The sequence below is a fragment of the Rhabdochlamydiaceae symbiont of Dictyostelium giganteum genome (assembly GCF_964291045.1).
Lineage (GTDB): Bacteria > Chlamydiota > Chlamydiia > Chlamydiales > Rhabdochlamydiaceae > PALSA-1444.
The window spans coordinates 263499-277556 of the sequence record NZ_OZ197277.1 but is presented as its reverse complement, the minus strand read 5'-3'; the positions used below and the strand labels follow the sequence as shown (position 1 = coordinate 277556).

8 protein-coding genes are annotated in these 14058 nt (G+C 39.0%); 1 reads left to right on the top strand and 7 read right to left on the bottom strand.

Annotation, left to right across the window (positions count from 1 at the left end):
- Positions 1-176: 176 nt before the first annotated feature.
- Positions 177-2276, bottom strand: coding sequence for a tetratricopeptide repeat protein (locus tag ACI7T6_RS01015; protein ID WP_404665741.1), 2100 nt, complete (start codon positions 2274-2276; stop codon positions 177-179).
- A gap of 549 nt (positions 2277-2825) precedes the next feature.
- On the opposite strand from ACI7T6_RS01015, the gene ACI7T6_RS01010 reads away from it, so the two are divergent.
- Positions 2826-4724 carry an AAA family ATPase gene (locus ACI7T6_RS01010; RefSeq protein ID WP_404665740.1) on the top strand — a complete coding sequence of 633 codons (1899 nt, stop codon included), beginning with the start codon at positions 2826-2828 and terminating at the stop codon, positions 4722-4724.
- 215 nt (positions 4725-4939) lie between these two features.
- Here the strand turns inward: ACI7T6_RS01010 and ACI7T6_RS01005 are convergent, their stop codons facing one another.
- The 6 genes from ACI7T6_RS01005 to proS all read right to left on the bottom strand — a co-directional run bounded on the left by ACI7T6_RS01005 (position 4940) and on the right by proS (position 14049).
- Positions 4940-8416, bottom strand: coding sequence for an NEL-type E3 ubiquitin ligase domain-containing protein (locus ACI7T6_RS01005; RefSeq protein WP_404665739.1), 3477 nt, complete (start codon positions 8414-8416; stop codon positions 4940-4942).
- A gap of 200 nt (positions 8417-8616) precedes the next feature.
- A complete protein-coding gene (locus ACI7T6_RS01000; protein WP_404665738.1) occupies positions 8617-9327 on the bottom strand; it encodes a ComF family protein in 711 nt (236 codons plus the stop codon).
- A 124-nt stretch (positions 9328-9451) separates the two neighbouring features.
- Positions 9452-9814: a glycine cleavage system protein GcvH gene (gcvH, locus tag ACI7T6_RS00995; protein WP_404665737.1), complete on the bottom strand. Its 363-nt coding sequence runs from the start codon at positions 9812-9814 to the stop codon at positions 9452-9454.
- 62 nt (positions 9815-9876) lie between these two features.
- A complete protein-coding gene (locus ACI7T6_RS00990) occupies positions 9877-10515 on the bottom strand; it encodes a hypothetical protein (protein WP_404665736.1) in 639 nt (212 codons plus the stop codon).
- Positions 10512-12509 carry a hypothetical protein gene (locus ACI7T6_RS00985; RefSeq protein ID WP_404665735.1) on the bottom strand — a complete coding sequence of 666 codons (1998 nt, stop codon included), beginning with the start codon at positions 12507-12509 and terminating at the stop codon, positions 10512-10514. The genes ACI7T6_RS00990 and ACI7T6_RS00985 overlap by 4 nt, the downstream gene beginning before the upstream one ends.
- Before the next feature lie 28 nt (positions 12510-12537).
- Positions 12538-14049, bottom strand: a complete 1512-nt coding sequence (gene proS / locus ACI7T6_RS00980) for a proline--tRNA ligase (protein WP_404665734.1) — start codon at positions 14047-14049, stop codon at positions 12538-12540.
- Positions 14050-14058 lie beyond the last annotated feature (9 nt).

The window sequence follows — 14058 nt, the reverse complement described above, 5'->3', positions numbered from 1 at the left end:
GAATGGATCAAAACTGGGCCACCTGCCCAGTTCTGATGCAAAGTTCTTCTTTTGAATATTATTTTTTATTTGCCAGGGAGGACAATTTTACATGCTGAACAACTCCTCGTAGATAAAACGAGAAACTGCCTCTTAAGCAGCCAATAAATTCACTATGAACTTCCTGGGTTTAACGATTATTTATGAAAAAAACTCTTTAACCCATCTTTCATCCACATGATCCCCGTTGTAGCCCACGACTCACGCTTCATTGTTTCTAATCGCCGGTAACTAGCTAGTGCTACGGGAGAATCTTTTCCAAGTATTTTTTGATAAATCTGCACGGCATGATAGCACCTCTTGAATCCCTCTTCTTTTTTCCCTAATCGGATTAAGGTCTGTCCAACAAAGTGGTAGCTCTCTGCTGTATAGATAGAGTCTTCTCCTCTAACATATTGATGAATATTGAGCGCCTTTTCCTGCATCTTTAATGCCTCTTCATGTCTTCCTAAACTATTCAGTACATCTGCAATAAAGTGATAGCTTGTAGCTGTATAGATTGAATATTCCCCTTTGATGTTTCGCTTGATCTGTAATGCATGCTCACACATTTTAAGGCCTTCCTCAGATCTCTTTAAACAGCTTAAGGCTTCCCCAACGGCTTCATAGCTTTCTGCCGTATAGCAAGAATGCTCTCCTAGCACTGTTTGTTTGATATGTAAACTCTGCTCACTCATTTTGAGTGCCTCATCCCACCTTTTAAGCTTATGGAGTATATATCCCACAGTTTCGTAGCTCTCTGCTGTGTAACGAGAATATTCTCCCAAAACTTTTTGATGAATCTGAAGCGCTTTTTCACTCATCTTAAGCGCCTCTTCTCGCCTTCCTAAGCCGCTTAATACTCTTGCAATGCCGTCATAACTTTCTGCGGTATAGCGGCTTTCTTCTCCTAAGACGTTTTGATTAATCTGCAAGGCCATCTCTTGCATCTTAAGCGCCTCTTCTCTTTTTCCCATTCCAGCTAAAGATTTTCCCATTTGTAGGTAGCTTGTTGCTAGATGATGATTTTTTATTTCCCCTATACTCAAACTCAGCTTAAGTGTTTTTTCCCGTATGTTAAAAGCCTCTTCTAATCTCCCTAAATTGGCAAGGGCTTTACTCATCTCTTGATAAGTTTCTATCACAGGTAAAGAATGTTCTCCGCTCACTTTTTGATAAATATCAATAGCTTTTTCACTCATCTTGAGTGACTCTTCTGGTCTCCATAAATCTTTGAGAATCCGTCCAATCGCTTGATAGCTCTCTGCAACAAAAAGAGAATATTCCCCATACAATTCTCGCTCAATCTTTAAACCCTCCTTCCTGTATTTTAAAGCGTCATTAAAGAAACATAGCTTGTAGTATAAATCACTTAAATGAACGATAAAAGAAGCCTTTCTTTCTAGAGAAACCTCTTTCCTAACGATATCACTCATGACTACCATGTTAGCTTGATCTAGGTACCCAAGTAAGAGGCTCCGTTTTTCTTCATTTGTTTCTTTAAAAGCACTTAATTTTTGTTCTAAAAGAAGAATCAGTTCAGATACATGTTGCTTGTCGTCTTCAATGGTGAGGCGATTGTTAATAAATTGTTGAATTCTTGGAGAAATTGTATAATAGAGTTCATCTTTTGAACTAGCTGAGGAAGAAATGATGAGAGCATAAGCTTCAAGACGTTGTAAGGATTGATTGATCATTGATTCTGTGATCTTATCACTGAATAAAGACATCCACTTGTAAAGAAGGGTAACAGGAATCAAGCCTTGTCCTAAGCAGCTGATTCTTGTGATGAGTTCCTGATCTAATTCTTCTCCTCCCTTTTTTCCTCCCCTTTCTATTGCTATCAACCATGTGGTTAAAATTGAACTCTCTTCTGGGGTGATAAAAAGGCCTTTTTCATGGAAAAGTTTAGCTTCATACTCATTAAAAAGTGCGTGATAGATGCTAAAAGGAATGTTATTTTCCTCAATATATTGAATCATATGCGTAATTGCAAGGGGAAGATACCCGAGCTGATGAGCCATCTGCCTAATATTTTCATGTTGAGAGCTTTTGGGTTCAGGTTTAAAAAGTGTCCCCTGACTTTGTGGAAACAGTTTTGTCTCCCCTATCGCCTCTATTGCAATAGAGGCGATCTTCTTAGTAGCTGTTTGCTGGAATTCACAAGAAGTTTCAAGCAAAGAGAAAACATCTTTTTCGGGGTATAAAGGGCTTGTTTGTTGAACACTTAATTCATGAATAGAAGAATTAGTTTGCATTTTTTCTCTTATAAAAAAATTAATATATTTAGTTACATATTTTTAAATCATCTAAATGCCAATAAAAGAAATATTAGCAATATTTCATTTGAAATAAAGTAAAAAATTTCTTTTTCTCAATTATAAAAACATATATAGCTCTATTCCTTCAAGAAATATGAGAACTGACGCATTAGAGAAATCTTATTTTTCAAAAAATAGGATTCGTTTTTATAGGATTTTTTAGAAAAAAAGATACCTAATGATTTAAAAAATGAGATTTTAGGTAGCATGTAACACGTTCCTTATCAACTAGCAAGTTATGTAGAAATAAAAAATCAAAGGAATAAAAAGATACACTTATGCAGGGGGTTGGCGTATTTACGCCATATGTATTTCATAACTCATAAATGCTAGGTCAAACACCTTAAGTAGTTACATTTTAATCTCTATTAACATGCATCATTCATAAATAAAATAGGTAGATATAGATATAACCTAAAATGGTTTATCACATTGATAGATAATAGCTTATAATTGTAACATAATGCTTATCAAAGGAAGGTATTCATGTCGATTAGGCAACTCGTAAATCAAAATTACAAAAACGTTATTTTTAATTTAAAAAGCAATAAATTAGGAATAATAACGCAAGGTTATCTCTCTGCACATTCCAAGCACGTAACAGATTTTTGTCTTCCTTTTTTTAATTCAAAAATGCCGCTCAGACATTACTCCCAATCTTCTCAAACTCCCCCCTCTTTTTCTCCTCATCACCCGGCTATTTCAACTCCATTACCACTATCTTCTAAGGCATTATCGGATAAAACCCAAAAAATTCCTCTTGGCATCCAAAACATCGAAGAGGTTTTGAAAAATAATTATGTTTACATTGATAAAACATCCTTCGCAAAACAGCTGATCGAGAGCGGTAAATATTATTTTATTAACCGACCTCGAAGGTTTGGAAAATCTTTATTTATCAGTATGCTTAAATCTATTTTAGTAGGGGATAAAGAGCTTTTTAAAAATCAAAGCATTTATCACACAGCCTACAATTGGGATAAACGCTCAGTCATTCATTTGGATTTTTCCCTGATGAGCACCCGAACAAAAAAAGGGTTTGAAAATGACTTAGACCAAACAATTATCAAAATTGCCAAAAGTCATCAAATTGTTTTAGGAAAGCACTCTGTTGAGCGGAAGTTTTATCTACTCATTGAAGAACTTTTTAATAAACATCAGAAGAAAGTTGCTGTTTTGATCGATGAATATGATAAACCCCTGACAGATAATTTAGATGAGCCTGCGCTTTTAAACTATAACCGCCGTCTGATGCGATCATTTTTAGGAGTTCTTAAAGGATCTGATGCCTATTTAGATTTCGTTTTTGTTTCAGGTGTTACAAAATTTTCTCATGTTTCTCTCTTTTCGGGAGCAAATAATTTAAATGACATCACAACGCATCCATCTTACGCAACAATGATGGGATATACAGAAGAAGAGATTATCCAATCTCTTCTCCCTCTTATTAAAGAAAATATCCAATCTGAAACAAAACAAAAAGACCCTGTCACTGATCAACAGCTGCTTTCCAAGATGGAGGCATTAAAAAGTTGGTATAATGGATACCGATTTTCAAAAGAAGAAGTTAAGGTTTATAACCCTCACTCGATTTTAAGCTACCTGCAACGAGGAGAATTTCAAAACTATTGGATACAGTCCGGGGCTCCTTCTTTTTTAATTAAACACATTGAAAAACTCCCTGATCTAAGTATTCTTTTAGGGGGTGCTCAAGTTCAAGAAGATGATTTATCCGGTCATTTTGATGTTGAGACAATGAATGTTCCTGCTTTAATGTGGCAAACAGGTTATTTTACCATTAAAAGTTATGATCCTGGTTCCCGTTTTTATACTTTAGATTTTCCTAATCAAGAAGTGAAAGCCTCTTTTTCAGAGGCTTTGATGTCTCATGTAACGCATTTACCTAGAGCTACGGTGAATAGTTTAGGAATTGCCTGTAAAAAAAGTTTAGAAAAAATTGATCTCCAAACTTTTTGTGATAAAATTAACACGCAATTTGCAGCAATTTCTTACCAAGTACATAAACAGACGATGGATGAGAGATTTTTCCATGTCAATCTGAGCTTCCTTCTCGGAGGGATGAATATTCCTTATAGAGCAGAAGAGAGTACAAATTTAGGCCGTATTGATCTAGTTATAGAACTTGATAAGCTTATTTATGTCATTGAGATTAAAAAAGATAAGAGTGCAGAAGCCGCTTTAGATCAAATTATTAATAAAAATTATATTGCAAAATTCAAGACAGAGCCTAAGGGGAAAAAGATTGTTGCTATGGGAATTAATTTTGATTCCAAGACAAGAAGCATCACTGATTGGAAGGCAAAAGTATTTTCCCCAGAAGGTGAAGAAAAGCAAACTCTCTCCTACACCCCTAAAGAGAAATAAAAAGTGTCCTATGATTTTGCACCCCCTTCTTTGGGTGGGTGCTAAATCCACTAGCTACTGATCAAAACTCATGCCCCTGATTCAAGGGGCATTTTTTTGAATCAAAAAAATCCCCTCTTTAAGAATATCTGCCTTAAGTGATTGGAGCTGATGTGAGATCAAATCTCTTAAAATTTTATTATACATCTATCATCCTTGTAAGGTATTTCTCAAAATCAAGAAGGAGATAGATCTAAAAACTCCATGCGAAAAAGCCTATCAATATGCACCTTTTCTCTAGTTAAATCCACACCCTCTTCAATGTATCTTCTGATGAACGGAGCATAATCATACACCACATTGTTATAAAGTACGGGCTGCTCTGGTGTATCTTGAAGGTAGGGGCAAATGTCTGTAAGGGATGCTTTCTGATCTATAGTAGGAAGATTTTCCCAAGGGGAAACCAATAATCTTCTTTGATATCTGTTCCAAGGATTCCAAACAGCTAAAAAGGCTTCAAATGAACTTTGGGTCATTTCTTGTAAAACCAGCTCACCTACCCTATCGATCTCTTCATCTGAAATAGAGACGCACCCTCTAAAGAGCATCCCCTTAGTCTCAAGAGGAAGTTCTAACATTTGCTGGAGCCGAATATGAAACGCCATCGTGACTTCCACTTCATCTACAAAATAAAGCTCTCTTGTATAGAGCGTGATCTTTTTATTTAGCTCTTCTAACAAAAATAAGCCCCTTGCAGCGGTTTTAAGCTCCTCGGCTGTCACAGAGTCTTGCTGAAGCCTATGCAATTTTTGATATAGCATAAGATCGCTAAACGTTGTCATCACTCTGTCATCACAAGAAGAGAGCCCTTGATGAATGAGAAGCGCTGCCTGAGAAGAGATGTCTAGATCATCTGCCATAAGCTTTAGGAGTTGAAGAAGCTGAATCGCAAGAGGTGTCCTTGTCACTTTATTTTGAAAATCAGCCGTTACTGTAAGTCTTGTCAAAAAGGTTAAAAGGTTTTCTTGATCTTTAAGTGATATCTTTCTTTGCTGAAATTTCTGACAGACTGTTTCTAGGTGCCCTGTTTCAAGCTTGAAAGACGGCTCTTCTAACGCATACATTTCCCAAAATTGAAGAGCCGATAACAGCGTCTTAAATCCGAGATCAGATGTCTTAAACGATTCTAAAGAAAAATAAAACCGCACGCCCCTAGCTACACTAGATAGTTCTTGTAATCTCGACAAAATCGGTAAAGAAAGACTAGATCCTGTGAGATCTACAATGCGCGTTGATCCGTCCTTACACCTTCCTAGCTCCCTTATCCAATTAGGTAAAGAGGTGATATGAGAGCAACTGGTCAGATTTAAATTACCCCCTAAATGGAGCTCCCGAGGTAAAGCTGTGAGCGCTATACAATGCAAAAGAATCAGATCTCTTCCTACTTCTAGGTATTCTGGAAGCTCTCTTAAAGAGGTGCAGTATGAGCCATTTAAAGATCCTCCTACTTTAAGCCTCTTAGGCATCACTCTTAAAGCTGTACATTTTGTTAAATGCAGATCTTTTCCCACCTCCAGTCCTTCTGGAAGCGTGATCAAAGCTGTTTCACTAAGATCTAAAAACCCTTTTATTTTTAACCCCTGAGGTAACAGGGTAAGGAATGTACATCCATAGAGACTGAAGTCTTTTCCCACTTCAAGATCTTCTGGAAGATGTGTTAAAGATGTGTAACTTAAGTCAAGAGACCCTTTCACTTGAAGCTGATGAGGAAGAGTACTCACCGATACACAATGATGAAGGATGAGATCCTTTTGCACTGTAAGCCCTTCAGGAAGAGTGATCAGCGCTATGCAGTGAGAGAGCGTAAGGTCTTCCTCAACTTCAAGCTGAGAGGGAAGATGAGTCAGCTGTATGCAGTGAGAAAGATCAAGAGAACCTCCCACTTTCAGATGATAAGGAAGAGTGATTAAAGCTTTGCAGTGAGAGAGCGTAAGGTCTTCTTCAACTTCAAGCTGAGAGGGAAGATGAGTCAGCTGTATGCAGTGAGAAAGATCAAGAGAGCCTCTAATATGAAGTTTTTGAGGAACCGCTCTCAAAGATCCACAAAAAGAGAGATGAAGATCTCTTCCAATTTCTAGCTCCTCAGAAAGATCTGTGAGACCTACGCAATAAGAAAGATCAAGAGAGCCTCCCACTTTAAGCCCTCTCTCTAATCTGATAAGAGCTTTGCAGCCATAAAGGGTTAAATCTTTTTTAACTTCCAAATCTTCAGGAAGAGCTCTTAGCCCTACACATCCTGATAAGTTAAGAGACCCCTCAATTTTGATCCCCTTAGGTAGGACTTGAAGAGCTTGATTATTACACAACAGAAGATCCATGCCCACTTCAAGATCAGAGGGTAGATGGGTGAGCGCTACACATTCTGATAAATCTAAAGATCCTTTTACTTTCAGTTTGGAAGGTAAGCTAACAAGCGCTTTACAGTTTGATAAGGCAAGCATTTTTTTAACTTCAAGCCCCTCAGGAAGAGCTCTTAATGCTACACATCCAGATAAGATGAAGGAGCCTCCCACTTTAATTCCAAACGGTATGGCTGTAAGTGCCTTACAAGAGTGCAGTTTCAGATCTTTTCCCACCTCTAAATCTTCAGAAAGATGCGTCAGCTTGATGCAATGAGAAAGATCCAAAGAATCTTTCACTTTAAGCCTCTTTGGTAGCTGTGTAAGAGCTATGCAATTAAAAAGGATAAGGTCTTTTCCCACTTCTAGATCATCTGGAATATACTTTATAGCTTTACAGTCGGTGAAGTTAAGAGACCCTCCAGCTCTTAGTCTCTTAGGTAAATGCTCAAGAGATCTGCAAGCTGAAAGAATCAGATTTTTCCCCACTTCAAGCTCTTCAGAAAGGGCTATAAGAGCTTTACATCCATAGCAGTTAAGAGAGCCTCTTATTTGAAGCCTCTTAGGGAGAGCTACAAGAGATCTGCAGTCATAGAGGATAAGATCCATTCCCACCTCCATATCTTCTGGAAGAGCGGAAATAGCTGTATTTTTTAGATCTAAAGAACCTCCTACTTTAAGGCCCCGTGATAGAGTTGTAAGCGCCTTGCAACCGGTTAAAAAAAGATCTTTTTTTATAGTCAAATTCTCTGGAAGAAAGGTGAGCGCAAGACATCTCAAGAGGTTCACTCCTCCCCCTACTTGTATTCCAGAAGGTAAGGCTGTAAGAGAGACACACCCTGCGCACTCAAGATCTTCTCCCACTGTTAGTTTGGGAGAAAGATGTGTCAACTGCGTACATTCTGAGAGATTAAGAGAGCCTCTCACATGAAGCTCCTCTGGTAAATGCCTTAAATATGTGGAGTGAGAGAGATTAAGATCTTTTTGAACCGTTAGCTTTAAAGGTAAAAAACTCTGCCCCCTTTCTTGATGATCATAGAGCTGCTTCCCCAAAAAATCTGAAGCGTCTTGACTATCCCAACTCAGCGATCCTTCTATGGTCACTTCTTTTGAACTTAAAAGCAGAAAAGAAGAGATGTTTGCAGCACACATGTGCACATCTCCCCGGATCAAGAGAGAAAAAGGGAGTTTTTCTAAAGCAGTTAATTGAGTTAGCTCTTCTGCTAAAATAACCCTTTCATATTCTGAAGAGGGAAGAGTTTGAAGGGGATGCAGCGTGTAAGCTTGAGAGGTGTCTTTGGGTGAAATGTGCACGGCTATCCTTAATGAAATTTTCAACTTCAAGAATCATAGGTGATTTTTCAACTCATCCTCATTAATCCCTGTACGTTGTTCTCAAATTACCATATCTCTTGCTTTTCCAAGTCCATTAAAATAATTTTCACCTTAAAGTTTTTGAAGAAGAATCTAGATAGCCTCAGATACTTAATATGAAAAAACTATTCAAGAAGATATCACTCCCTCTTTTCATCAAAAGAGTGCAGATGACTCCTTTCATCTTTAAGATACCCTTGATCCACACACCCCATCTGAATCACTTGATGAGCCCCTTGTTTTTCTAAGTGTAAAGCGCTGCATCTTAAAGTCGATCCTGTTGTGACTGTATCATCAATAAGAAGAATATTTTGACCTTTGATGCTCATGTTTCCTATCCACATAAACTCCTCGGAGGATAAAAGTAGCCTCTCTTCTTTAGGAATCAAATCTTGTCTAACCTTCTGCGCTTGACGCTTCAGTAACATCACAAAGGGCCTTTGAAGAAGCTTTGCCACCTCTTTTCCTAACATCTCAGCTATGTTATCTCCGAGGTGAAGTCTCCTTAATAGATGGGAGGGAACAGCTGTGATAAGATCAGGAATAGGGTAGGAGCTCTTTGTATATTGAATCACCATATAAGCTGCTAATAAAGAAGCAAGCTGAGGGTCAGGGTGTGTTTTTAGTTTTTTGATTAATATGACAGGAGGGCCTCTTCCTGGAAATGTCACCATGATGGGGCTTAATACTCGAGGTTTAAGAGGCTCTAAGTAGCTAAGACACCTCTGACAGAGATACACTCCAAGCTGATCATGTAAGAGTTTACAATAAAGGCATTGTGGGGGAAAAAGCTGCCTCACGATTTTTTGTAAAAATGGGTTTTGACTTAAATGTTGTAAAATAGGATGCATACGCTCCCCTCATTTAAAAAATAACACTCATCATGAGGCTACACTCTCTTACATATGTGTAGCTCTCTCTAAAAATAGAAAATAGCCTCATCAATAGAGAGTCAGTCCTCATACTCTCTATCTGTTATCTCACCATCTCTTCATACGCCTCTTGGCTCATCAGCTCTAAGAGCTCAGATGGATCTAAGGGCTTAATGCGGTAGAGCCACCCTTCTGATTCTGGACTGTGATTGAGAAGAGAGAGATTATCTTGGATTGCTGTGTTAATACATGTAATCACACCAGAGACAGGTGAATACACATCAGCTGCTGCTTTTGTAGATTCTAAAACTACAATCTCTTCCCCTTTTTTTACCTGATGTCCAGGTGTAGGTAAAGAGATATAAACAGCATCTCCTAACTCTTTTTGAGCATACGCTGTAATCCCTACAATCCCCTCTTCTTGATCCATCTTGATCCATTCATGTGAATCTGTAAATCGCTTCATACTCTTACCCTTTGATTATTAACGCTGGCGTGTTTTTCTTGATGTTCATACAGCAGCTCCTATTATTTAATGAGATGGCAACTGGACCACATCGAAGGGTTTGCCCCGATTGTAACATAGCTCGAAGAGAGGGTAAAATGTTGCGGTTTTCCCTTAGGCCGGTGCACTGTATAGGTGAGTCCTAACTTATCAAATTGGGTAGGATCAAATCCATAAAGAACCTCTAAGGGAAGCGTAATCTCTACAAAATACTCTTTTGAGCTTTCCATGAACTGCGTGATAATAAGATCTGGCTCACACAGTGGATGGCTATCTTCTGCTCTAAAATGCGACAGCTCTAAAGCCCGTACCCCTTGAACTTCTTGAGGTAAAATGAGAAAGTGGTGACAAAACCTCGTTGCAAATCCTGTATCTTTGAGATCCCTTGTATCTACAAAGAGCTCAATGGCATCTCCTTGTGTAAATTGAGGATACACCGCTGTTTCAAACGGCTTAGAGACAATAAACCGCAGTTTAATGCCCGATTCATTCCAACTTGCATAAGCTTCTGCAAAGTGATCTTCTCCTAAAAAGGGCTCTGTTGAAGGAAGTTGATACTTTTTACCCATAGGAATATCTTTTCCCTTTTCAAGATACGGAATACGGTGGTGAAGAGTGAAAAAGTGCATCGGCGCTAAAGGGTCTAGATAACCTGAAATCATACATCATCCTTTCTCTGTAAAAAAGTCTCTATTAAATATTTAATGTGCTCATTCCCCAGCACATCTCTTCCCTCTTCTAACACTTGACTAAGAGGATAAGAGGGAGCTTTTTGGGCAAGAATGCGGTAGAAAAAAGGGCCATTAGAAGATGCGATAAGAGGTGAGATAAACCCCGGAGGGTTTGAAAACAGCTCTTCTTGAGACATGCATGTCACATCTTTTTGCTGAAGTGCCTTTTCTTTCTTTTCAATCTGCCATAGATCTACTAAAACCTGGCTATCTAAAGAATGCATCACGTTTTGCCGGATCTTTTCTAGCACTTTTGTAAGAAGACGCTCTACATACGCCTCGTAGGGAAGCGGCTCAGGAGAGATCTCTTTTAAAACATCTCTATACACATAAGCTCCGACATCAAGTATCACCTCATCAAACCGTTTCCATGACTCATCTGCATTTTGATAAGAAGAGGGCGTTTTTTCTCTAGCTTCTTGGAAGTGGCTTTTAAGCTTTTGATGTAGCCGCTTTTTTAACACCCCGTCAAGAAATACCCTTTGAAGTGGCATTAAGACTAAATGCCGAGGTTTTTGAAGCACATGAACCGAATAAGAGGTGTCTATTGTGCTAAAAAAAAGATGCTCTTTCTCTTTAGACTCTCGGAGTTTTTGAAAAAACTGCTGCTGCTGATCCATTTCTTGGATTGGGGATAACTGAGACGCAATCAGAAGACGCTTTTTCTCTAAAGGAGCCTTTTCTAACATCTCGTAATTCAGTGCTAAAGAGGGATGCACAAGATGCTCTCTTGCTTTTTGACTCACCTCTAACCTAAGCTCCTGATGACACTGATCTAAAAAGGCTCTCCTACTTCCTGCACACTCTTTTGCAGCTGTTTTTAATGCAGGAAAATGTAAGGAAAGTAGCTGCCACCCCGCATCGCTCTCTTCAAAGCGCCTCACCTCTTGAAGAGAAATCCTACTCATTTGAAGCTTTTTAGACACCTCTCTTATCTCTAAATCATACACCCCTCCAATGAGCTCTGGATGGTGCTTTTCAATCTCTTCAAGAGAATAAAAAATAGGAGAAGATGCCTCTAGAATAGACATTCCCTGAGGAGATATCGCCTCGAAGTAATCATGGATTTGAAGGAGCATGCTAAAATCTTTTATTTGAAAAAGAGGAGAAAAGCGGTACTCTTCAATAAGGGCTGTTGGCAAAGTCACATCTTGCCTGGCTTCATAAGAAGGCTGATCAAGAAGCGGTGTATTTTGCATATCTTGGAAATAGGCGTGAAGACTTAAAATCTTTTGCCATAATAAGATAACATCTCTCTCTTGGATAGGGCTTACCTGAAAATGGTGCAAGATGAACTGAGAGACGTGATGCGCTTGGATCTTTTCTTTTGGGTATCTTAAGTGAAGCATGTCCTGACAGCTTTTCATGAAGTGCTCTTTTGCCTCTTGAAAAGATATCTTATACCCTTTTTCTTCAGCAACTTTTGCTAGATGAAAAATGACATCTGTAACGATTTGAGAAAATGTAGGTCCAAACCATGTGGTAAAATCCAGATGATGAAGGGGTAAGAAATGAGCCCCTTCTCTAACTTGATGAAATGTATTCAGCAGAAAAAGCGCTTTATTCTCCTTAGAATCAGGTAGGAGAGTTTCTTTCATCCATGGATAGTCTCTTGAAGTATACTTCTTCGCATGCAAAACCGTTTGATGAAACTCTTCTTCTACCTTTGCATATGCTATCTTTGCAATAAGAAGAAGAAGATCTCTCTTAAAAAAAATCTCCTCTAAAACAGGGATTTTTCCTAAAGCAAAAAACTTCAGCAAGGCTTCTTTTTGCACAAAAGGGGCTCTTCCCCTTTCTATAGCCCCTCTCTTATGATCCTCTTCAGAAGAGGTTAAGCCATTTAGGCTTAGAGCAAGAGGCGCTATCATGGCAATGACAAGAATCAAGATGAATTTTTTTTGATGCTTTCGGAAAAATTGCATGCTAATGTTTTAATCCAACCTCTCTAGGTTAATACGATTTTGCATAGACAACACGCCCTTGACTCCGCCGCCCTGTGATAGGACAAAGGCTCTCTTCTCTCTCCCCCTCTAAAGGAATGCACCGAATGGTCACGCCAAGCTCTTTCACAATTTTTTCCACTTCAGGATCCCCGCTCCAATGTGCCATCACAAACCCTGTGTTTTTCTCTTCATCTCCTGCTGTGAAGTGAGCATAAAACGCCTCTTTAGAATCAATAGAGGTGATATGAGAATCTCTAAAATACAGGGCTCTTGTATAAAGATTAGCTTGAATATCATCTAAAATGTCTCTTAATTGTAAAGTGATCTCCTCAGCTGAAAGGTGTGTCACTTCTTTATGCGCCTGATCTCTTCTAAAAAGAGAGAGCTTTTTACTCTCCATTTCTCTTAAACCCACTTCAATCCGGATGGGGACTCCTTTCTTAATCCATCCCCAGTTCTTCTCTCCTCCCCTGATATCTCTTTCATCCACATGGACATGGATGTTATTGCCATGATAATGAAGTTCATTGAGACTAGAAGCGAGATTTCTTGCATAAGAAAGAATTTCTTCTCGGTGCTCTTCTTTATGAATGATCGGGATAATCACCGCATGAGTAGCTGCAATTTTAGGAGGCACAATGAGTCCATCATCATCACTATGGGTCATCACTAAAGCCCCAATCATCCGGGTGGTGACTCCCCAAGAAGTGGTCCAAGCATACAGCATATCTCCGTTTGCATCTCGGAACTCAATTCCCGAGCCTTTAGCAAAGTTTTGCCCTAAGAAGTGAGAGGTGCCCATTTGAAGCGCCTTCCCATCTTGCATCATCGCCTCTATGGTATATGTTGCAGAGGCGCCAGGGAATCTCTCTGAAGGTGTTTTTTCTCCTACAATGACAGGAATCGCTAGATAGTCTCTTGCAAAAGCGGCATACACATCTAAAATTTGTAGTGTCTGCTCTTTTGCCTCTTCTTCTGTTGCGTGAACTGTGTGCCCCTCTTGCCAGAGAAACTCTGTTGTTCTTAAGAAAAGACGGGTTCTCATTTCCCATCTCACCACATTTGCCCACTGGTTAATCTTTAAAGGGAGGTCACGGTAAGAAGTAACCCATTTGGAAAACATCTCTCCAATGATCATTTCTGATGTCGGACGGACAATGAGAGGCTCTTCCAGCTCTCCTGAAGGGACAAGTTTGCCTTCTGCATTTTTAGTGAGCTTATGGTGAGTGACAACTGCGCACTCTTTAGCAAACCCTTCCACATGCTCTGCCTCTTTTTGTAAAAAGCTTAAAGGGATAAATAAAGGAAAGTAAGCGTTTTGCACCCCTAGCTTTTTAAATTGCTTATCGAGCACTTTTTGCATGTTTTCCCAAAGGGCATATCCCCACGGTTTAATGACCATGCATCCTCTAACCGGAGAGTGTTCTGCTAAATCGGCAGCTTTAATCACTTCTTGGTACCATTCAGGGTAGTTTTGAGCGCGTGTTGGCGTAATGGCTGATTTCGATTTCATATTCATAAGTGATCC